At 34.4% G+C, this 22,360-nt stretch carries 23 protein-coding genes; 18 read left to right on the forward strand and 5 right to left on the reverse strand.

The window, feature by feature from the left end; translation table 11 throughout:
- The 6 genes from CDZ89_RS10710 to CDZ89_RS19680 all read left to right on the forward strand — a co-directional run bounded on the left by CDZ89_RS10710 (position 1) and on the right by CDZ89_RS19680 (position 5,244).
- A complete protein-coding gene (locus CDZ89_RS10710; RefSeq protein ID WP_096154441.1) occupies positions 1 to 621 on the forward strand; it encodes a flavin reductase family protein in 621 nt (206 codons plus the stop codon).
- 4 nt (positions 622 to 625) lie between these two features.
- Entirely contained in the window at positions 626 to 1,540 is a 915-nt protein-coding gene (locus CDZ89_RS10715; RefSeq protein ID WP_100333686.1) for a fumarylacetoacetate hydrolase family protein, read from the forward strand.
- A gap of 11 nt (positions 1,541 to 1,551) precedes the next feature.
- Positions 1,552 to 2,709, forward strand: a complete 1,158-nt coding sequence (locus CDZ89_RS10720; protein ID WP_096154443.1) for a homogentisate 1,2-dioxygenase — start codon at positions 1,552 to 1,554, stop codon at positions 2,707 to 2,709.
- A 462-nt stretch (positions 2,710 to 3,171) separates the two neighbouring features.
- A complete protein-coding gene (locus CDZ89_RS10725; RefSeq protein WP_096154444.1) occupies positions 3,172 to 3,993 on the forward strand; it encodes a CAP domain-containing protein in 822 nt (273 codons plus the stop codon).
- 147 nt (positions 3,994 to 4,140) lie between these two features.
- Positions 4,141 to 5,061, forward strand: coding sequence for an aminoglycoside phosphotransferase family protein (locus tag CDZ89_RS10730; RefSeq protein WP_157842720.1), 921 nt, complete (start codon positions 4,141 to 4,143; stop codon positions 5,059 to 5,061).
- 24 nt (positions 5,062 to 5,085) lie between these two features.
- On the forward strand, positions 5,086 to 5,244 hold the full coding sequence (locus CDZ89_RS19680; RefSeq protein ID WP_157842721.1) for a hypothetical protein: 159 nt from the start codon (positions 5,086 to 5,088) through the stop codon (positions 5,242 to 5,244).
- Between the two features lie 41 nt (positions 5,245 to 5,285).
- Here the strand turns inward: CDZ89_RS19680 and CDZ89_RS10735 are convergent, their stop codons facing one another.
- A complete protein-coding gene (locus CDZ89_RS10735) occupies positions 5,286 to 6,641 on the reverse strand; it encodes an MATE family efflux transporter (RefSeq protein ID WP_096154446.1) in 1,356 nt (451 codons plus the stop codon).
- A 160-nt stretch (positions 6,642 to 6,801) separates the two neighbouring features.
- Here CDZ89_RS10735 and CDZ89_RS10740 point away from each other — a divergent pair, with 160 nt between their 5' ends.
- The 9 genes from CDZ89_RS10740 (at position 6,802) to CDZ89_RS19685 (ending at position 17,095) form a co-directional block, all read left to right on the forward strand.
- Entirely contained in the window at positions 6,802 to 7,728 is a 927-nt protein-coding gene (locus CDZ89_RS10740; protein ID WP_096154447.1) for a YncE family protein, read from the forward strand.
- A 282-nt stretch (positions 7,729 to 8,010) separates the two neighbouring features.
- Positions 8,011 to 8,796: a TerC family protein gene (locus tag CDZ89_RS10745; protein ID WP_096154448.1), complete on the forward strand. Its 786-nt coding sequence runs from the start codon at positions 8,011 to 8,013 to the stop codon at positions 8,794 to 8,796.
- Between the two features lie 522 nt (positions 8,797 to 9,318).
- Positions 9,319 to 10,200: an ATP-binding protein gene (locus CDZ89_RS10755; protein WP_096154450.1), complete on the forward strand. Its 882-nt coding sequence runs from the start codon at positions 9,319 to 9,321 to the stop codon at positions 10,198 to 10,200.
- A gap of 10 nt (positions 10,201 to 10,210) precedes the next feature.
- Entirely contained in the window at positions 10,211 to 12,133 is a 1,923-nt protein-coding gene (locus CDZ89_RS10760) for a vWA domain-containing protein (RefSeq protein WP_100333689.1), read from the forward strand.
- An 810-nt stretch (positions 12,134 to 12,943) separates the two neighbouring features.
- Positions 12,944 to 13,474, forward strand: coding sequence for a YusW family protein (locus CDZ89_RS10765; protein WP_157842722.1), 531 nt, complete (start codon positions 12,944 to 12,946; stop codon positions 13,472 to 13,474).
- Positions 13,475 to 13,634: 160 nt separating this feature from the next.
- Positions 13,635 to 14,846: an MFS transporter gene (locus CDZ89_RS10770; protein WP_096154453.1), complete on the forward strand. Its 1,212-nt coding sequence runs from the start codon at positions 13,635 to 13,637 to the stop codon at positions 14,844 to 14,846.
- Between the two features lie 143 nt (positions 14,847 to 14,989).
- The gene (locus CDZ89_RS10775; protein ID WP_096154454.1) at positions 14,990 to 15,631 is read left to right on the forward strand and encodes a 5-bromo-4-chloroindolyl phosphate hydrolysis family protein; all 642 of its coding nucleotides are present in this window, start codon (positions 14,990 to 14,992) and stop codon (positions 15,629 to 15,631) included.
- A 15-nt stretch (positions 15,632 to 15,646) separates the two neighbouring features.
- The gene (locus CDZ89_RS10780) at positions 15,647 to 16,852 is read left to right on the forward strand and encodes a toxic anion resistance protein (RefSeq protein WP_096154455.1); all 1,206 of its coding nucleotides are present in this window, start codon (positions 15,647 to 15,649) and stop codon (positions 16,850 to 16,852) included.
- A gap of 78 nt (positions 16,853 to 16,930) precedes the next feature.
- Positions 16,931 to 17,095, forward strand: coding sequence for a hypothetical protein (locus CDZ89_RS19685; RefSeq protein WP_157842723.1), 165 nt, complete (start codon positions 16,931 to 16,933; stop codon positions 17,093 to 17,095).
- A gap of 42 nt (positions 17,096 to 17,137) precedes the next feature.
- On the opposite strand, the gene CDZ89_RS10785 is transcribed toward CDZ89_RS19685, so the two are convergent.
- On the reverse strand, positions 17,138 to 17,845 hold the full coding sequence (locus CDZ89_RS10785; protein ID WP_096154456.1) for a YhcN/YlaJ family sporulation lipoprotein: 708 nt from the start codon (positions 17,843 to 17,845) through the stop codon (positions 17,138 to 17,140).
- A gap of 257 nt (positions 17,846 to 18,102) precedes the next feature.
- Here CDZ89_RS10785 and CDZ89_RS10790 point away from each other — a divergent pair, with 257 nt between their 5' ends.
- Complete coding sequence (locus CDZ89_RS10790) at positions 18,103 to 18,336, forward strand: DUF2187 family protein (RefSeq protein WP_096154457.1); 234 nt, start codon at positions 18,103 to 18,105, stop codon at positions 18,334 to 18,336.
- A gap of 39 nt (positions 18,337 to 18,375) precedes the next feature.
- Here CDZ89_RS10790 and CDZ89_RS10795 read toward each other — a convergent pair whose 3' ends face one another.
- Both CDZ89_RS10795 and CDZ89_RS10800 read right to left on the reverse strand, forming a co-directional pair.
- On the reverse strand, positions 18,376 to 18,960 hold the full coding sequence (locus CDZ89_RS10795) for a cell wall hydrolase (RefSeq protein WP_096154458.1): 585 nt from the start codon (positions 18,958 to 18,960) through the stop codon (positions 18,376 to 18,378).
- A 241-nt stretch (positions 18,961 to 19,201) separates the two neighbouring features.
- Positions 19,202 to 19,900, reverse strand: a complete 699-nt coding sequence (locus CDZ89_RS10800) for a class I SAM-dependent methyltransferase (RefSeq protein ID WP_096154459.1) — start codon at positions 19,898 to 19,900, stop codon at positions 19,202 to 19,204.
- A gap of 127 nt (positions 19,901 to 20,027) precedes the next feature.
- On the opposite strand from CDZ89_RS10800, the gene CDZ89_RS10805 reads away from it, so the two are divergent.
- Positions 20,028 to 20,231: a DUF6501 family protein gene (locus CDZ89_RS10805; protein ID WP_096154460.1), complete on the forward strand. Its 204-nt coding sequence runs from the start codon at positions 20,028 to 20,030 to the stop codon at positions 20,229 to 20,231.
- A 384-nt stretch (positions 20,232 to 20,615) separates the two neighbouring features.
- Complete coding sequence (locus CDZ89_RS10810) at positions 20,616 to 21,398, forward strand: hypothetical protein (RefSeq protein ID WP_100333691.1); 783 nt, start codon at positions 20,616 to 20,618, stop codon at positions 21,396 to 21,398.
- A 29-nt stretch (positions 21,399 to 21,427) separates the two neighbouring features.
- Here the strand turns inward: CDZ89_RS10810 and trhA are convergent, their stop codons facing one another.
- Entirely contained in the window at positions 21,428 to 22,075 is a 648-nt protein-coding gene (gene trhA / locus CDZ89_RS10815) for a PAQR family membrane homeostasis protein TrhA (protein ID WP_096154462.1), read from the reverse strand.
- Between the last annotated feature and the right edge of the window lie 285 nt (positions 22,076 to 22,360).

Raw genomic sequence — 22,360 nt, forward strand, 5'->3', positions numbered from 1 at the left:
ATGAATGTTAATCCTAGCACATTAGAATGGCAAGACGCATACAAACTAATCGTCGGATCGATATTACCTCGTCCTATCGCATTAGTTTCCTCTATTGACCAAGAAGGAATAACGAATATTGCTCCTTTTAGTTTTTTTACTGCTATTTGTGCAGATCCTTTGCTTGTATGTTTTTCACCTATGAGAAGAGGTTCGGACGGATCGAAAAAAGATACACTAATTAATATAGAAGAAACAAAGCAATTTGTTATAAACATTGTAAGTGAAGATATCGTCGAAAGAATGAATATCACCGCAACCGATTTTGAACAACATGTTGATGAGTTTGTGGAAGCAGGCTTCACAAAAGAAGAGAGTTTAGTTGTCATGCCACCACGAGTAAAAGAAAGCAAAGTTCAATTAGAATGCTCCTTACAAGAGGTGTTACATTTTGGTGATAAGCCTGGTGCAGGTAGCTTAGTGATTGGTAAAGTCGAAATAGTTCATATTGATGATGACATTTATTATGAAGGAAAAATTGATACAAAAAAACTTAATCCGGTAGGGAGAATGACAGGTAACCTGTATACTCGAAGTACTACGGATATGTTCGAATTAATTAGAAAAACAACTAGGGGTTAATTCAATGAAATTATTATCGTTTAAAAAACAAGATGGTTTTGTTACTGCTGGTTGGCTAGACGGGGAATTTGTCGTGGATATGCACGAATCTTCTAATGGGAAACTACCAAACAATTTATTAGATTTTATTCAAAACTATGATCAGAATAAACATGAAGTGGACCGCTTACTTTCTCCTTCAGCTCAATTGTCTATGCACCATTTAAATAGTGTAGAAGTATTAGCACCCATTCAGCGACCCGTGAGCATTCGTGACTTTTATGCTTTTGAGAAGCATGTTAAAACAGCGAGAGGCAGAAGAGGATTGGATGTAGTTCCTGAATGGTACGAGATACCTGTTTTTTATTTTACGAATCATTTAGCAGTTAAAGGTCCTAACGAAAGCATTGAACGTCCTGCAAATTGTGAATGGCTAGATTATGAGCTAGAGATTGCATGTGTGATTGGAAAAGAAGGAGAAAATATTAAAGTAGAAAATGCGGAAGAATACATTTTTGGCTACTGTATTATGAATGACTGGAGTGCTAGAGACCTTCAAGCAAAAGAAATGAAAGTAGGCTTAGGTCCTGCGAAGGGTAAAGATTTTGCAACAAGCTTCGGTCCTTATATCGTGACGAAAGAGCATCTAGCAACTTATCAATCTGGTAAAGGCTTAGATTTAACGATGACTGCAAAGGTGAATGGAAAGTTACTTTCAGAAGGAAACTTTAAAGATATATATTATTCTTTTGCGGAAATGATTGAGCGAGCTTCTGATGGAGTCACTTTATATCCTGGCGAAATTATTGGATCTGGAACAGTTGGAACTGGTTGTATTCTTGAAATTGGAACAGATGTTCATAGATGGCTACAACCTGGAGATGTTGTAGAGTTAGAGATTACTGAATTAGGTACGTTGAAAAATACAATACAAGTATAAGAGGTGAACCTATGTTTTATCGTCAATTAGGAAAAATTCCACATAAACGCCATACGATGTTTAAAAAAGAAGATGGAAGTTTATTTAGAGAGCAAGTAATGGGGACAAAAGGTTTCTCCGGTACACAATCTATCCTTTATCATCACTATTTACCAACAGAGGTAGTAAAGTCTACTGTACTAGGAAGCTATCTACCAGAATACGAAGAACAAGCGGAGGCTCCATTAAATCATCGTCATCTTTTAACAACAGCGATTGAAACAAAAGGAGATGCCCTAAAAGCAAGGGAGTATTTACTAGGTAACAGTGATTTATTAATTGGTACGGTCTACGTTACGGAGCCAATGGAAAGCTATTATCGAAACGGTGATGGAGATGAAGTATTATACATTCACTTCGGAACAGGAAAAGTAGAGACAATGTTTGGTACGATTACGTATCGCCCTGGAGATTATGTTATTATTCCAATCGGTACTATTTATCGTGTGATTCCGAACGATGATACGAAAATCTTATTTATTGAATCGTTCAGTCAAATTACCACTCCAAGAAGATATCGTAACGAGTACGGACAAATGTTAGAACATAGTCCTTTCTGTGAAAGAGACTTCCGTGGACCAGAAACGCTTGAAACGTATGATGAAAAAGGTGAGTTCGAAGTTATCACCAAATCTCGTGGGTATATGCATTCACACATCCTAGGTCATCATCCATTAGACGTTGTAGGGTGGGATGGTTATTTGTATCCGTGGGTGTTCAACATTGAAGATTTTGAGCCAATTACAGGAAGAGTACATCAGCCACCACCGGTTCACCAAACGTTTGAAGGTCACAATTTTGTCGTTTGTTCGTTCGTTCCACGTCTATATGACTATCATCCAGAAGCGATACCAGCACCGTACTATCATAGTAACGTGAACTCTGATGAACTGCTATATTATGTAGAAGGAAACTTCATGAGCCGTAAAGGAATTAAAGAAGGGTCTATCACATTACATCCATCTGGTATTCCTCATGGTCCACATCCTGGTACAACAGAAGCAAGCATCGGAAAGAAAGAAACGTTAGAACTAGCAGTTATGATCGATACATTCAAACCATTAAAAATAGTTAAGAAAGCTCACGGTGTAGAAGATAAAAACTACATGTTTACATGGATTGAAAATTAATTTCTAGAGAGACCATCTAAGGTCTCTCTTTTGTTTACTTATTCTTAGTTCTATAAATATATTATTTAAAGTATCTTATTCGTTCCTTTCCGCTGAGCCACTAAGGATTGTTAATTTGGTAACTGATCAATAAAACGAAATAATCTATCACCTATGTTCAATCATCATATAACAGTAAAAAATGTAACGATATTTGACCTTTTGTAATATAAAATGCCAATTTTCGAGGGTGTCAAGAATTATTATGATGAAATAAATGGTATTATGCAAAATTAATAGAAAATTCTTAATGTAAAATTAGTTAATTAGCACTTCAATTCCTCCAAAAACAGGAAAACATAAAACAATTATTGTAAAAATAAAGTCAATACCAGTTTCTTCCTCAAATATTACAAAGAGTCCATGCTATGATTAGTTTGTAGCAACACACACTCTATGAAATGACCTTAAGGGGGAAGCAACATGATCAAGTTTTCAAAGAAGTCAATCTTATCTGTAATTGCAGCAACTACTATTGTAACAGTAGCTCCACTTGGTATATCTGCATCTAAAGCGGAAGCAGCTCAACCAGTACAAACAAAGCTACATTATACGAAAAATATTACTTTCTTTAAAAATAATGAGGATGTACAAGCATTCTTCCAATCTTATATAAAAGAATTAGAAGAGCGTCTAGCTGTTAAAATCCAACTAGAAGAACAAGCAAAACAGCCGGAAGAAAAGCCACAAGAAGTAACTCCTGCACCAGTTGAAAAAGAACAGCCGAAACAAGAAGTTCCAAAGGAACAACCAAAACAAGATTCTCAAAAGGAACAACCGAAGCAAGAGCAACCAGCAGCTCCAGTTCAACCAGCTCCAACACCACAACCACCAGCCCAACAGCCGAAACAAGAACAACCTGGCTATTCTGTAAGTGCTTTTGAACAAAAAGTGGTGGAACTAACGAATGCGGAACGTGCAAAACATGGCTTAAGTCCGTTAAATCTTGATACAGAATTAAGTAAAGTAGCTCGTGAAAAATCAAAAGACATGAAGCAAAACAACTATTTCTCTCATACAAGTCCTACGTTCGGCTCACCTTTTGACATGATGAGACAATTTGGAATCTCTTATCGTACAGCAGGTGAAAACATCGCGATGGGCCAACGAAGCCCAGAAGAAGTAGTGACAGCATGGATGAATTCAGAAGGTCACCGAGCAAATATTCTAAACGGGAACTTTACACACATTGGAGTAGGACACGTAGAAGGTAACTACTGGACACAAATGTTTATTGGAAAATAATTAAGAATTTCTGAATTACTATTAACAAATATGCAGGGTAGGATGTTTCGTCTCCTATCCTGCATTTTTATATCTTTTTAAAAAGGAGAATTAATCATTATATAGAATATTTATTACTCTACTATTAAAACTTGTGAGGTTTTTACATTGCATAATCTTTTTGAAACTATTATTAAAGAAAGTACAAATGAAAGTATTATATCGGTATCCGAAATTAAGAAAGGATTTTCTTCTGATAAAAAATATGTTGTTACTACCAAAAGTAAAAGAGAATTTCTTGTTAAGTTAGCTGATGCAAAGGAGTTTACTAGAAAAGAAAAAGAATTTAATGTTCATGTTCAAGCCTTTAATCAAAACGTAAAAACAAACGAGCCCATTATATTTCGTAAACACAATGACTACTGTTTGTCCGTGTTTTCTTACATAAAAGGGTTAGATGCATCAGAAGTATTACCAAGACTATCCGTTGAAGAACAATATAATATTGGCTATTCAGCAGGAAAAGAATTGAGAAAAATACATACTATTAAGCCCAATCATTCAATGAATTGGTATGAAGAGCGAAAAAGCAAGTACGAGAGGTATTGGTCACAATACCAAGATAGTAACGTACGATTAGAAGGAATGGATAAGATTCATACATTTATTATGGATAATTTGTCATTAATAATAGGAAGACCCATATCTATACAGCATGATGATTTTCAAGTTAATAATATAATTATAGAAAACAATAAGTATGCCGGTGTTATCGATTTTAACCGATTTGATATTGGTGATCCTATTCATGACTTTTATAAGTTAGGACAATTTAGCCGAGAGGTGAGTGTGCCATTTTCTGTTGGACAAATTGACGGGTACTATGAAAATAATGTACCAAATCATTTTTGGGAACTTTATAATTTGTATATTGCAATGATAATAGTTCCGTCTATCGTCTGGTCTGTAAAAGTAACACCTCAATTAGTGGACGAGATGTTGATAAGATTGCAGAACATGATAAATGACCAAGAAACGTTTTCATCACCAATTCCAAAATGGTATATGGATTTTAAATCAGCATATTAAATTATAGAGGAGAGTGATGGAATCATGATAGATAGTGGATTTTACGTAGGTTGGGGCACATTAATGTTAATAAATGCCGGACTTGCTCAAGGAAAGAATCGAAGCGGCCTTAACTGGTTTCTATTATCTTTACTATTAGGTCCATTAGCAACTTTATTACTGCTTTTTGTAGATAAAAAATAGCAAAAAAAAGAGGACTCTTTAATGAAAGTCCTCATTTTTTATTAAGCAAATTTTCTCTCATATTTTTTCTGTAAGAAACGTAAGCGTAAGGAAAGCCCAATAGCCCCGGCAGCTAAGCCACTAATTAATCCTATCCAATATCCAAAAGCTCCATAACTCGTATAATTTGCTAATAGGTACCCGAATGGCAACCCGATAAACCAGTAAGAGACAAGCGCTATAATAAACGTAACGTTTACGTCTTTATATCCACGAAGTGCCCCTTGAATTGGTGCAGCAATCGCATCTGATAGTTGGAAGAAGATCGCGTATATTAAAAATACTGTTGTTAGTGCAAGTACTTCTGGGTCATTCGTATAAAGCGAAGCAACTTCTTCTTTATAAAAATACAAAAATATAGCACATACACTAGATAGAATGACGGCTGAAATAACACCTAAAACTGTATATTGTTTCGCGTCTGACAACCTTTTGGCACCAACTTCATAGCCAACTAAAATCGTTAATGCCATTGAAATACTTAAAGGAACCATATATAAAAGGGAAGCAAAGTTTAATGCTACTTGATGAGAAGCAATCGTTACCGTGTCAAAGGTACTCATTAGTAATGTCACGGCTGAAAAAATACTCGTTTCAAAGAAAATGGAAAGACCAATAGGAATACCAATTAATAAAATTTCCTTCCACTTTGACCAAATAAATGGATACCATTTATCAAAAATTTTATAAGGTAAAAACGGCTCATACTTCAAAATGATTCTAATAGATAAAAGTGTAATAATCCAATACGTAATCGCTGATGCAATTCCAGCCCCGATACCACCAAAAGCAGGTAAACCAAATTTACCAAAAATTAAAATATAGTTAAGTATGATATTAATAGGCAAGGAGAGTAAAGTAATAATCATCGTAATTCTCGTATGTCCTAATGCGTCCATAAAACTACGAAAAACAGTATAAGTAAACAAAGGAAATATACCAAATGAAAGAGCGACTAAATAATACTTAGCTACATGTCTTACTTCTTGCTCAATATTCATCCCGTTTAATATTGGATTAAGTACAAGTGCGCCAACAATAAAGACTACTAAGCCCATCGCTATGGAAACATACACACCTTGAATAACGGAGTTAGGAACTTCTGAAGATTTTTTCGCTCCAATCAGTTGTGCAACAATCGGAGTTACAGAAAGTAAAATACCGCTAAGACCTGTATAAATAGGTACCCAAAGACCCGATCCTATCGCCACTCCAGCCAAGTCACTAGCACTCACATTTCCCGTCATCATAATATCAAACAAGCTCATCGAAAATAAGGCAAGTTGTGTCACTAAAATAGGAACCAATATCTTTGCAAAAATAGAAAGTCTTTCTCTATATGAATGTGCTTGTTTCATTATTTATATCTCCCTTATTTTAAGGCCATTTAATCTAATGAATTATATCACCCGATATTAATTTCGAAAAGCAAAATAATACAAACTAATAATTCAAACCATTCTAATAATATGGTATAGTTAACATATATTTCGAATAACGAAAGGATGTTTCATTCAAATGAGTAACGAATTTTTAATTGTACTAAATAAAGATGAAGATACAATATCCATTGTTGACCTAGCAAATGAAAAGATAGTGAAAACGGTAGAAACAGATTACAATCCACATGAATTAGTCGTCACACCTGACGGAAAGAAGACATACATAACATGCTCTTTAGGAAACAAAATGAACATTATGGACAATAGTACGTTTGAAATCATCAAAGTATTAGAGCACCCAGATTTTCAATTCCCACATGGCTTAGGAATTACAAATGACGGTAATAAATTATTTATGGCATCTACATATAGTGAAAAAATATTTGTCATCAATACCGAAACAGATGAGATAGAAAGTGTTTTTCCAACACATCAAAAATATTCTCATATGATTTCTTTCTCACCAACTAACGAAAAAGTATATGTTCCTAATATCGGTAGCCATAACGTGACTATAATCGATACAAAGAAAGAGGAAATCATTACACACATTCCAGTTGGAAAAGGTCCAGAAGGCGTAGCAGTACACCCTAATGGAAAAGACTTATATGTAGCAAATCAAGAAGAAGACACATTATTTGTGATCGATACTGATACTTACGAATTAAAGCATAAACGTCGCCTTGGACGAGTTCCTGTAAGACTAGTATTTTCTCCTGATGGAAAATATGCATTAATTCCGAATCGTGAATCTGGAGACTTGTCTATTATTGAGACAGAGCATAATTTAAAAGGCAACGTAAGACCGTGGGAAGTGAAAAGAATTCGTGTAGGTGTATGGCCAGGTGGAACTGTTTTTAATGAAACAGGGAGCTTTGCATATGTAGCAAATAACAAAACGAACGACATATCAGTTATTAACATGAGTACATTAAAGGTAGAGAACACGATAGAAGTTGGCATTCATCCCGATGGAATTGCCTATCTTAAAAAAACAATCTAGTAATCTCAAAATATGTGTTGACAACAAACACATTCCTAACTAAAATAAAGCTATCAATTACATACACCCAATCAAAGGGGAGTAGCTATGAAAACGATAAAGTCGTCATGACGTGACTGTACTGCAGACACCGGCTTTATTGGCAACTAATTCTGTTGTTAGCAAGACCTTTGCCTGAACGAGCGAGTTCTAGGTGAAGGTCTTTTTTATGTTTTAACCTTTACCGAGAATGCTTGGTAAAGGTTTTTTTTATGGGTAAAAACAGGAGGAGAGAAATAGATTATGGAAGTTGGCATTTTATTAGAATATGGTTGGGTATTACTAGTCCTAATTGTATTAGAAGGAATTTTAGCCGCAGATAACGCGTTAGTAATGGCTATCATGGTTAAACATTTACCAGAAGATTTACGTAAAAGAGCACTGTTTTACGGATTAGCTGGTGCCTTTGTTTTCCGTCTCGGTTCGTTATTTGCGATTTCGTTCTTAGTTAACGTATGGCAAGTTCAAGCTATCGGTGCATTGTACTTATTATTTATCGCATTAAACCACATGTGGCGCAAATATATTATGTTTCGAGCAGATGAAGCAGCTGCAACTAGAGAAGGCGGAAAGAAGTCAGGTTTTTGGGTTACTGTTTTAAAAGTTGAATTAGCAGATATCGCTTTTGCTGTAGACTCTATTTTAGCAGCAATTGCTCTTGCGATGACTTTACCGAAAACAAACTTACCCATGATTGGTGGATTAGATGGCGGGCAATTCCTCGTTATCTTCTTTGGTGGGTTCGTTGGCGTTGTCATTATGCGTTTTGCAGCAACTGCATTTGTGAAGATTTTAAACGAAAGACCCACATTAGAAACAGTAGCTTATTTAATTGTTGGTTGGGTAGGAGTAAAGTTAGCCGTTTTCACACTTGCTCACCCAAGCATACACGTTATTCCACATTACGTACCAGAACATCCGATTTGGAAAGGATTTTTCTGGTTCGTGTTATTGACACTTGCGATCGGTGGATGGATAGTATCCGGTATACAAAGTAGAAAAGAACAAGTCCAAACAGAACAAATGTAATCCTTATCACTTCAAGAAAATCTCTTTTACTGCTATAATAAAAAGCTGCTTGACTATACATGTCAGCAGCTTTTTTTCATTATATGTTTTATAACGATGTTGATTGTAGCACAAGCCTTCGCTCTCCACGGGCGGGCCGGGAGTCTCCTCGACTTCCCCTTTGGGGTCTCCCGCTCCACGCTTCTCACGCATGAGTCTCCGACTTGTGCTACAATCAACAGCTGGATAGACTTTATAAACAATGACACTAGATGTTAACAAAGATGTCCATACCTCGAACACTAAAAATATAGTAATGGTGTTTTAACGAAGTTCTAGTTGATTTCAGCTGCAGGTGTGAGACTCCTGCGGGAAAGCGTGTCAAAGGAGACCCCACAGGCGCCAATAGCGCCGAGGAGGCTCCTGCGACCGCCCGCGGAAAGCGAACACCTGCAGCTGAAATCAACTTTTTATACCCTATGTTTCAAAAACTACTGTTTTACATAACTTAATTACAATAAGACTTTAGAAAGAGGTATTCTCATGACAATAGAATTAAACCTGCCACAGGAAGTTCAAAATAAAATAAACAGTAACAAATCAAAAGACTTAATAGAATCATACGCTTCACTTATTGGAACAGGCGGATACACTGCAGAAGACAATACATTATTATTCGATTCCATTATCTCTTTATCACTCGGTAAAAATGTCCTACTAAAAGGCCCAACAGGGTCAGGAAAAACAAAACTAGCGGAAACATTATCCGCCATCTATCACCAACCAATGCACAGCGTAAACTGTTCGGTAGATCTAGATGCGGAGAGCTTGCTTGGGTATAAAACAATCCAACATGTAGATGGTAAAGCTACCATTGAATTTATCTCTGGACCAGTAATAGAAGCCATGAAAAAGGGACATCTATTATACATTGATGAGATAAACATGGCTAAACCAGAAACGTTACCTATTTTAAATGGTGTTTTAGATTACCGAAAGACCATCACGAATCCATTTACAGGAGAAGTAGTTAAGGCAAAAGAAGGCTTCGGCGTAATTGCTGCAATAAATGAAGGCTATGTAGGGACAGTTCCATTAAATGAGGCGTTAAAGAACCGCTTCGTTGTTTTAGAAGTGCCATATATACAAGGGGACACACTTAAACACGTTCTATTAACACAATCTAGCTTATCCGATGAAAAGCTAGTGAGTAAATATGTTACCTTTTCTAGCGACTTAATATCTTTAGTAAAAAGTGGTTCCTTATCAGAAGAAGCCGCATCAATAAGAGCACTACTAGATACATGTGACTTAACCATATACCTACCACCATTACGTGCGATTCAACGAGGAATTGTAGATAAGCTAGAAGATGAAAGAGAACGTGCTGCTGTAGTAAATATTGCAACAACGTTATTTAATTGAGGGATTTCAAATGAGACCAATTGTCTTTAACGACAAAAAAATTGATTCCTTTCTATTTATGGAGCTAACCGACCTATCATGCTCTTTATCAAAAGTAGAAGAGTTGCAAGTGGAGTATGCATTTAAATCTTACTATAATCCTTATGAAAAACAATTGTTCATCAGTTTATTCTGGGACAACCATCCTCTCAAAGAGAAATTACATGGTTTAAAGAGCGATGTTTACCTTAGAAGTGTTGGTAGTGTTAAGTATACGGACTTTACTATTATTGATAAATATTTGAAATCTATAAAGAACGCACCATACACAAGCTTTGCTCGTCAACTTTTTAGTTTACTAGAAGATATTCGTCTAGAAGAATTAGTAAAAAGTGAACGACCGGGCACAACAGAATCATTTGAAATAAGAAGACGTGAATATCGAAAATATTTTAAAAGCCAACTTAAAGTTAATATGGATCGGGGAATCCATACAGATGCATTATATAACCAGTTGTATATATTATTAACGACAAATGATCCTTTAGAGGAAGTAATTAGCATAAATAAACCTTTGGATTTAGCTTTACCTTATATACGTAAAGAAGCAGAAAAGGCCTATGAAGCAAAAAGCACGAGAGAAATAAAAAAACTATGCGAAAATATTTTAGATGTACTAGAAGATCTACTTGAGAAAGACATGCTAAATTTATATTTCCTTCTGCCAGATTTTACAGAACTGGCTGATACAAAAGATGGCCTAACTTTTGATGACCTAAAACGAAAAGATGGCCTTAAGAATGATGATGTGAAAGACAACACGAAAAAAGGGGAGGAAGATACGCACGAAGATAAACTTCCAACCTGGCATCGAGAGTCAGAAACAAACACCCAAAGTTTCTTGCAATTTGATTTAGAGCAAGGGACTAAAACAGATTTAATGGGCGAAGGTGTTAGAGAAGGAGAAGATGGCGATCAGGCGCTTGGTTTTGTTCAAGGAAAAACAAAGCCAACGAAACGAAATGACTTTTCCAAAATGGAAGTTTTAGAAGTGTTAAATGATTCTGATCAAAAAGGAGGCAAAGAAAACGCTTTCGGAAAAGAAAATAAACATGCTTTTCCTGTGTTTCAAAAGCCTAACCAAGTAAAGATGGAAGAAAAAATCGAATACGAACAATATAAACAAGTGATTGCACCTTATCAAAAAAAATTAAAACAGCTAATTCAAAAAACGTTGGAACATAAAAAAATCGCTCCACGTGGAAATTTACATTTCGGACGACTAAGTAAAAAGTTGATGCCTTGGTTTACGGACGAATCACCAAGATTGTTTTATAAAAAAGATGAGCCAACAATCGAAATAGATGCAGTTTTCACTTTACTTGTCGATTGTTCTGCTTCCATGCATGATAAAATGGAGCAAACGAAACACGGTATCACATTGTTTCATGAAGCTTTAAAATCTGTTCAAGTGCCACATGAAGTAGTAGGATTTTGGGAAGATACGAATGATGCGACAGAAACTAGTCAACCAAATTATTTTAAAACGGTCATTGATTTTCAATCAGCACGAAAGCTCTCTACTGGACCGGAAATATTGCAGTTAGAGCCAGAGGAAGATAATCGAGATGGATACGCTATTAGACATATGTCTAAACGATTGCAACTTCGTTCAGAGAAACAAAAATTCCTACTCGTTTTCTCAGATGGCGAACCTGCAGCCATGAACTATGAACAGAATGGTATTGTAGATACACATGAAGCAGTTATGGAAGCAAGAAAACACGGTATAGAAGTAATCAACGTCTTTTTATCAAATGGAGAAATAGAAGAAAGCCAACTGAAAACAATTCAAAACATGTACGGTAAATATAGTATACTTGTCCCAAACATCGAGGAACTTCCAAATGTTTTATTTCCTTTACTGAAAAAATTACTATTAAAAAGCTTATAGCACGTTAGAGGCTGGAACAAAACTAGAGGAAAAGCGAAAAATAGTTGAGAAGTGGCCCCAAAGATCAAAAATTTTAATCTAGGGGCTTCTTCCATATAAATTAACCGAGTTTTATCCAAGCCCTTTATACCTACGAAATGTGGATGAAGTTTTACTTCTTCAACAATTCTTTTAGCCAGATGAACTTTATCGACCTTATGAAGTTCAACTACGATAAATTTTGTTGGCCAGATGAACGTCATCAGCCTTATGAAGTTCATCTACAAAAATTTTTTTTGGTCAGATGAACTTTATCGGCCTTATGAAGTTCAACTACGATAAATTTTGTTGGCCAGATGAACTTCATTGGCCTCATGAAGTTCAGGTACGATAAAACTTTTTGGCCAGATGAACTTCATCATCCTTATGAATTTCAACTACGGTAATTTTTTTGGTCAGATGAACTTCATCGGCCTTATGAAGTTCAACTACGATAAATATTTTTGGCCAGATGAACTTCATAGGTCACATGAAGTTCAACTTCAACTACTTTCTACGGCAAGTTAAACTTCATTGGCTTTTTGTCTCAACTCCTTTTTTTAGTTTCAACTTAAATTGAATGGGTATAAATAATAAAAGTTGGGAAACGTAATAATACTTTTAGAATCAATTTCATAATTACTTTTCGTTTAGTGAAAAACGAATGCTCAGTTTATTATAATTAAATAACGTTCGATATAAAACGTTATTTATATTAAACAATTGGTTTAATATTCGTTTTTCGTTTAGTAATTGTACATTATGAAACTCACTCAATTAGGAGGAAAAATCATGAAAATCCGCATACAATTTGTCATTTCTATTCTTTCCATTTTTCTAGTGTCCCTTTTCTTAGTAGGCTGTGGTACAGATAACAACAATCTATCTGCACCAGCAGAACCTGGCAATGAAAACGCAACACCAAATGAAGAGGCACCACCCGCTACTGAAGAAGAAGAAACTCCAGATACAACAGACCGAGGTATTATTAATAAAGATTTAGATGAACAACATGACTTTTCTAAATTTGAGTTAGAAGTAGAGTATGAATCAAATGTAAAATATGAAGCAGAGTATGAAAGTGAAGGCAATGGTGAAGCTGAAATAGAAGATGATATTTCAGGCAGAAAGTTAAAGGGCGATGAGGCATACGAAGAATTAGCTCCTTTGTTGGGACAATTAAATCTGAATGCTGATCAATCTGATCAAGATATAATGGAAGAAATTTTGAATGTATTTAAAATTCCTAGAGATTTCTCTAAGTTCGAACTTGAATTTACATTAAAAGATGGAACGAAGAAAGAAATTGAGTTAATTCAGTAACTTTTTTCAAAAGACTACGTCTAATTGGCGTAGTCTTTTCATTTACGTTAAAAGTTTACATAAAAATTAGGTGGACAAAAGCTTCGTGTGGCGAAATTGTTTCTGCCGTGCTATATTTAAAACATATATTAATACTACATACAGATTGGGGCTTTTAGCCGTGTGGAAGAATAAGAACGTTTGGATTATATTAAGCGGTGAATTCATTGCAGGTATTGGCTTATGGACAGGAATTATTGGGAATCTAGAATTTATGCAAGCGCAAATTCCATCGGATTTCTTTAAAGCAATGATACTTTTTATTGGCCTTTTAGCAGGTGTTTTAGTCGGTCCACTAGCTGGAAGATTAATAGACTCTAATAGTAAAAAGAAAATTATGATTTATTCCGGGATTTTAAGAATGTTTAGTGTCTGTTTTATGTTTTTAGCCATTCATTTTGAATCCATAATCTACATGATCTTGTTTATGATATTTATCCAAATTTCAGCAGCTTTTTATTTCCCTGCACTACAATCTGTCATTCCTAGAATAGTAGCAGAGAAGGACCTTCTAGAAATGAATGGAATACACATGAATATTTCAACGATTGCTCGTATTATCGGTACTGCATTAGCAGGAGCTATGCTACTTATCATGACTTTACAATCACTATATTTAGCTTCATTTATTGCTTACGGTTTATTACTAATATTTACCTTTTTCCTGGATTTTGAGGATGAATATACTTCTAATAAAGGAAAAGATAAGAAGAGTGGTAGTTTTAAAGAAGTCATTCCCTTATTAAAAGAAACACCTCTTGTTTTAACTGCGTTAATCTTAGCATTAGTTCCGTTCTTGTTTATTGGCGGATTTAATTTAATGGTTATTAATATAAGTGAATTGCAAGATAGTCAATCTATAAAAAGCTTCATTTATACTGTAGAAGGAATATGCTTCATGATAGGAGCACTGGCTGTTAAAAAGATTTCTAACGATAAGAATATGGTTCCATTAATGTTTATCTTTGCAACTATCATTGCATTTGCACATTTATCTTTATTTTTCGCTGACATAATGGTTATGTCATTAATTTCTTTTGGAGTGTTCGGTCTTGCAGTAGGTTGCTTCTTTCCAATTGCGGTTACATTATTCCAAACTAAAATTCCAAAAGAGTATCATGGAAGATTCTTTTCTTTCCGTAATATGTTAGACCGTGTATTGTTCCAAGTTGTGTTATTAGGCACAGGGTTATTTTTAGATACAATTGGACTGAAAATGATGGCGTTACTTTTCGGATCTTTATCGTTAACGTTAATCGCTATATATGCAGTAAAGCTTTTTAAAAATACAAATCAAGTATCCATACATGCTGAGACAAAAACTGGCGCATAAAAAAGTGGTCAAACGGATGTTAACAACAATTCGTTTGACCGCATTTTTTTTGAAACTTATAATGAAGATATACGTATATAATATAAGTTATGTTAATTAGTAATTTAGTGAATGTATATATATAGAAAGGAGAGTGATTTCCGTTGCAAAGAGCGATTCGAAAAGCAGCCAGTTTTATTATTGCTTTTAATATAGCATTTATTTTTCTTATCATAACAACTTTATCAACAGAAATAACATTTATGTTTTCTTCCATTTTATCCGTACTTTTATTTACCGGTACTTTTTTATTAATAAAGAGGAAATTGCTACCGAATGACGAATTAGAAAAAATAGCTCGAAAAGAGAAAAAATATATATTACTACAAGCAAAAAATGCAAAAGCAAATGTCAAAAAAATTAGTAGTGCACGTTTTAAAGTGCGGTCCATTTTCGTTTTCCAATCGATCAACAAAATATATCGGATGTCTTCCCGTGTTATTAAAATGGTAGAAAAAGAACCATTAAAGTATAAGAACGCCCAAAACTTTATGAAAAACCAATTAGAAACAGCAACAATTATTACAGAGAACTATGTTAACTTGATCAGTCACCCGGTAAGAAATCATGAAATCTCTTCTTCCATAAGAGAAAGTGAACAAGCATTAAAAGATTTAGAGCGTAGTATGGAAACGGAATTATTAAATATCGTTTCTGGAGATGTAACAAACTTAAAAACAGAACTAACTTTACTAAAACAAACAAAGTCTTTAGATCTTATTAACAAAGACATGCTGAAGAAGTAATAGGAGGATTATAAGATGTCCAATGATAATAAATTAAAGCAACAACTAAAAGAAGATACGTTAAATGATTTGTTAAGCAACCCTTTTTCCAATCCTTTACAAACTACAACGAATGAAATTCAAGAAGTAGAGAAAGAAGCAACAACTGAAAAAACTGAAAAGCTGTTTGATACGTTACCAGAAGAATATAAAAGAAAAGCATTAGAAATTGCCAAACAAATTAATCCAGAAGATACACAAGCCATTTCACAATATGGTATTGTAGCTCAATCAGAACTCTCCACATTTTCTAACTCTATGTTATCTCATATTCAAACAAAAGATGCTGGCCCAGTAGGAGAAGTAATTACCGACTTGATGACAAAAATTAAAGAAGTAAAACCTGGGGAGCTAGAATCAAAAAAGAAAGGATTGTTAGGGAAGTTCTTTGGTAATATAAATAATTCAGTAAACCAACTATTTACGAAATATCGAAAAATAGGTTTTGAAATTGATAAAATCTCCGATCAACTAGAAAGCTTTAAAAAAGTACTACAAAGAGACAACATTATGTTAGAGTCACTTTATGACAAAAACAAAGAATATTTTCAGGCAATTAACATTTATATTGCTGCGGCTGAACACAAATTAGAAGAAATACACGCGGAGATCATTCCTTCTTTAGAAAAAAAAGCAAAAGAAACAAATGATCAAATGGATGCTCAAGCTGTGGCGGATATGTTACAGTTTGCCGACAGATTACAAAAAAGGACCCATGACTTGAAAATAAGTAGACAAATTACGTTACAAATGGCTCCACAAATACGATTAATCCAACATACAAACCAAACGTTAGTAGAGCGTATTCATTCTTCTATATTAACTGCTATTCCATTATGGAAGAATCAATTAGTAATTGCAGTTTCACTTTATAACCAAAAGAAAGCAGTAGATACGCAAAAAAATGTGTCAGAAACAACGAACGAATTACTTTTAAGAAACTCAGAAATGTTAAAACAAAACACGATTGCAGCTGCGAAAGAAAACGAACGTGGACTTGTAGACGTTGAAACATTGAAAAAGACGCAGGAAAATTTAATTGAGACGTTAGAAGAAACTTTAAAGATTCAAGAAGAGGGAAGAGAAAAGCGTTTCCAAGTGGAAAAAGAACTTGTTACGATGGAGAATGAACTAAAATCTAAACTTTTAGAAGCTCGTAATCGGACTAGCCGAAAGAACTAAATAGATTACTTTTCCTTTCCTATCAATAAAATTACAGAAATTGTGTAAAACTGATAACAAAAGGAAAGGGGATTTTCTATGGACACTGGACAAGCTTTAGCGTATACAACCATCGCAATGGAGAGACTAGGTTATTCAAAAGAGCAAATAGAAAATGTAACAAATGAAATGTTGAAAGAATTGAGAATTTTTCATGCAAATACTGCTGAAAATATAGCTGATAAAATTTTATATGAAGAATAGAGAAGAGACTTGGCTTAAATACAGCCAAGTCTTCTTTGTGAATTATCGACGGTTATTCGTAGCATTTGTAGGGAATACACGACGAACTGTTTCCATAAATTCGTCCATAAAACCTGTTACAGGTCGACCTGTTTGAATATCGTTTGAATAGTTCCCCATACGATCTACAAAGTCAGGATTCACAGATACAAACACGTTATTTATATCTGGGTCTGCTTGTTTAACTGCTTTTTCGATTTTATTTTCAACATCTCGTGTTAATTGACCAGAGTGACCATCATCTAATACAGCAGCAACATAAGCATTACGATTCGTTACGATTACATTAGCAGTTCTTACTTCAGCTAAATCTGTTACGCGGTCTGTTGCTTTATCGGCAACAACCATTCTTGGTTCTTGTTGTTGTGTATTTCGTACGTTTCGTTGACCAAACATGCCATTGTTACCTGTGTTGTTTCTAACATTTCGTTCGCCAAAAAATCTTTCATTTCGATCTCTTACATTACGTCCTAAAAAACCTTCTTCTCGTCTAGGTCTTGTTTCTCTTGTGAATGTATCACGCATTCTTCTAGGTGCGTTAATAGTTGTTTCACCAACACCACCTTGACGGTTGTACTGATCCATCTGATTATAATTAACGTCTAAAGCATCATTTGGATTAGCGCGTTGTGCATCATATTGCCCTACATTACCACATCCTACAAGTGTAGCTAAAGCTAAGCCAGAAGCCAATAGTCCTTTAATCTTCATTACCTTCACCTCTTTCTTCAAAGATACTTCTATTTTTAAACAATACATGCTTACTTATGCGATAATGAGTGAGTAAATCAATGGAAAAGATACAGAAAGTTAGTTGATAAGTGGAAAACACCACCTTGTGAACACACTAAGTTAAAGGTGTAAGAAATTTTCTTTTTATAAAGCAAGGCTTATTAGTGGATATTTTATAAGAAAATTGTATATGATAGTGAAAGGCAAATTCGCGTATTTTGTAAGGAGTTGTAGGAATGGATACAGAAAAAGAAATTGAAAAAGAAACAGAAATAGATATTGAAAAGAAAGCACCAAACGCAGCAGATGTCGGTGATATGATTATAATTAAAACAGGTAGCAAAAAAGGTGCTAAGGGTAAGGTTTTTATCGTCAGAGATAGTTCTGTTATTGTGGAAATCGGGAAAAATGTCAATACTGGCGAGCCGATTCGAACAGTAGTCAACCATAAAAACTATAAAAAATTATAAAAAAAGCTGACTCATCCGAGTCAGCTTTTTTGAACTGCATTATTTTGCAAATACATGATTACCAATTGTCGTTGTTACTGTTCGAGTACGAATCCATTGGTCATTCGTTTTTGCAGGGTTAAAGAAGAATAAAGAATTTCTACCTTGACCTTGGAATGCAATAGCTTCTTCAACAGCTTTCATTGCTTCATGGTCAGCACTTTCATTAATCTGACCATTTTGTACTGGTGTAAATTGATAAATGCCACCAGGAGTAGTTTCATTAATAACACCTTTAATAGAGTTAGGGAAGTTCTCATGTTGAACGCGATTTAATACGACTGTTGCCACAGCCACTTTACCAGCATAAGGCTCACCTTTTGCCTCTGCATGTACTAATCTTGCTAACAATTCTTTTTCGTCGGCAGATACAGCTTTTGGTAATTGTAAAGTCTCACCAGGGAAAATTAAGTGGTTACTAATATTATTAGTAGCTTTCAAATCATTTACTGATACACCGTACGTTTTACCTATTGTCCATAAAGAGTCTCCAGATTTCACTGTATATGTTGATGCACTCGCACTAAATGCAGTAGTTAAAAATAATGATGCTGCAATAATCGTTCCTGTAATTAGTTTTTTCATTAGTAAATTCCTCCTTCGAATAGTAGGTTGTAGCAACTGTTGAAACACTCTTTAACAACCGTAACAAGAATATACATCTAATTCATTACTAAAATGTTACCAGTACAGACTAATACTTGAAGTTTTTGGTTATTAATCACAGTTATTTAGTAAGTTCAACCATAAAATGACACTATGTAACAAGAAAATGGAATATTTCTCCTCAATATTAAAAGGCCTCTTATTTAGAAGAGGCTAGAAATTACTTTTTATTAGCTACGATAATGCTGGCTTTTAAGGTGTTTTTTGTTTTGTATACTAGTTCTTCGTGTTTGGTGAGTATTTGAAAGTATCTCTCTTCGATATGTTCAGATGGGTGTAACTCCGGTTCGCTAATAGGTAGGTCAGTTAAATTTAATTCTGTTATTTTTACTTGTAATCCGTTTGCTTCGAAAGAATCTTTCCAATCTTGTTCTGTTAAAAGTTGAGGCAATTGATAAAAAGATTTTATTTCCTTTTCAAGATCTTCACTTAAACTTTTCGTTTTCGTCATTTCGACTGCAATCAGTTTGCCCTTTTCCTTTAACAGGCATTTAAGTTGTGGAATTGATTTCGTAAGTTTCGTGAAAGAAAGAACAGACTCAGCTATAATTACGTCAAACATCTTATCGAGTAAAATTGGTTCATGAATATCTTTTTGGATTGCTTTGCATTTCAAATTGAGCTCTCTAAACCGCTTATTTGCTTTTTCTATCATTAAAGGATGATAATCGATTGGTGTTACATCAAAACCAGCCATTATTAAATAAGTAGTTGTTTGGCCAGTACCACAACCAACTTCTAAAATATTGTCTTCTATATGAATATTACAATCCTCAATCAACCTTTTTGTTAATTCTATACCTCCAGGATGTGCTCCACCAATTCCTAGTAAAGCTAAAAGATTTGCGTACTCATTCATCTAAACCACCGCCTCCAATTAAAATATGTAAGTTTGTTCAAATAGTGATACATTTTAAAGAGGAAGACTAGATAGAAACAGTGAATTAGGCTATTATTAATACAACAACATTTTAGGAGGCAACACAATGATTCATCAAACATGGAAAGATAACAAAACAGTCAAAGAAGTAGTTTGTGTACATACAAATGCAAAAAAATATTTAGTACGTAATGTGTTAACAGAAGGCAAGAAATATGAAGTGAAAAACGAAACAGAAGAATTTTATTTTATTATTGATAACTTCGGTCAGATTGGCGGCTACTATAAAGAATACTTCAAAAATGCTTAAACAAGACTTTATTAAGTCTTGTTTTTTATATAGGCTGTGTTAAAGATTAATGTTGATTTTTACTACAATCTTGCTGTTGATTGGAGCGCATGTTGTAGACTCCTGCGGGAGAAGCGGGGAGCGGGAGACCCCACGCCGAGGAGTAGGTTTTTTCACGACAGTGAAAATAACCTTCCTACTTTTTACCGCCCGCGGAAAGAGAAGCCTTGCATGGAAATCAACAACGAACTTTTAACAAAACCTATATTAAAATAAACTCTATTAAAATTAAGTCCTATTTCCTATTTCGACAATTTAAATACATTTTGCTATAAAGGAAGGAGAAAGTAAGATAAAATAGAAAAATAGAACAATATTGTTCGGATAAAAGGAGATGTGAAACAGTTGAACCATTTATGCGAAGTATTTGATTTAATAGAAATTCCCACAATTTTAAATACAGTAGGAGAAAGTATCATTGTTGCTGACACAGCCTTCAACATATGTTGGTTCAATAAATCTGCTCATCATTTATTAAAAAGAGTTGGTCCTAGTGTTCATATACATAATCCAGATAAGTTCATCGGAATGAACTTATCACGTTTTCATGGAGAAAAGCAACGACGAATTTTAGAAGAGGGACAACTACCGTATGAGGCTCATATTAAATTGTTTAACAGATTTTCTGCCAACATTTATGTCGATGCTATTGTAAATAAGGAAGGAACACATGTCGGATACATTCTTACTTGGAAAGATGTAACTGAGTTTGAAGATATTATTCAAGGAAATACGAAAGCCTTACAAAGTTTATATACACCGATTATCGAGACGACAATGGACTGTGCCATTCTGGTTGCACTAACAGGAATTGTAACTGAAGATAGAATACAACATACAAAAGATGCCATTTTAGTAGAATGTGCTAAAAGACAAGCAGAGTATGTTCTTTTTGACTTTACAGGTATTCAGGAAGAAGTAGATGATACGGTTGTGTATCACTTAGATCAAATTGCTTGTGCACTTCGAATCATGGGCTCAGAAGCTATATTTGTTGGTTTAAAAGAAAATATAGTCATTCAGTTCATTACGAAAGGCTTAACAATAAAGGTGAAGACTTTCCAATCATTTAAGCAGGGAATGCAATTCGTTTTTGAACAAAAAGGCTACGAGTTAAGACAAAAATAAAAAGTGGGACTCTTTTGTCCCACTTTGTTTTATGAGTAAGGTAAGATATAAAAAAGCATGAAGAAGAAATGAAAAACAGATCCTGCTAAAACAAACATATGCCAAACAGCATGGTGGTATTTGAATCCTCTCCATATATAAAAAATTGCCCCAAAGCTATACGCTATTCCACCAATTACTAAAAAGGCAATACCTGTTGGCTCTATTTTGGAAGTAAATTCGTTCCAACCAAACACTGCTAGCCATCCCATTAATACATATAGGATAGTGGATGTAAAAAGAAACCTTTTTACAAAAAAAGCTTTAAATACAGTACCCGCAATAGCTAAGCCCCAAACTACGCCAAAAAGTACCCAACCTAACGTACCTTCTAATACTATTAAAGTTAATGGAGTGTAACTTCCAGCAATAAAAAAATATATGGAGGAATGGTCTAACACTTCAAAAACATTCTTCGCTTTTCCTTTAGGTAGAGCATGCAAAAGGGTGGACGACGTATAAAGCATAACCATTGTCACACCATATACGATAAATGAAATTAAGTGAAGTGTTGTGCCATTAAGTGCAGAGAATACAATTAATAATACAAGTGCCGCTATACTTAGTAATATTCCAATCCCATGTGTGATAGAGTTTGCAATTTCTTCTCCTTTAGAAAACGTATGTGTTTTAGCCATAAAATTACCCTCTCGCTTTTACATTTTAGCAAAGTCCGTACGATATTGTATGAATACTAAACGAAAAATGAATCCTTAAACTGTAACCACTAACAAACAAATCACTAAACAAACACCAAATTTTTTTCGGAAAAACAATTCATTTTTCACTAAACGCACCGTAATTAATCATTGATTTAGCAGACTAAACTAATAAAATAATCATAACTTTTTTTTGGAATTTAAACAATATTAAATGTAATAAGGGGGTTCTCAAGAACCTTCTTGAGTACCTCATTTACAATA

The sequence above is a fragment of the Bacillus alkalisoli genome (genome assembly GCF_002797415.1).
Taxonomy (GTDB): domain Bacteria; phylum Bacillota; class Bacilli; order Bacillales; family Bacillaceae_I; genus Bacillus_CD; species Bacillus_CD alkalisoli.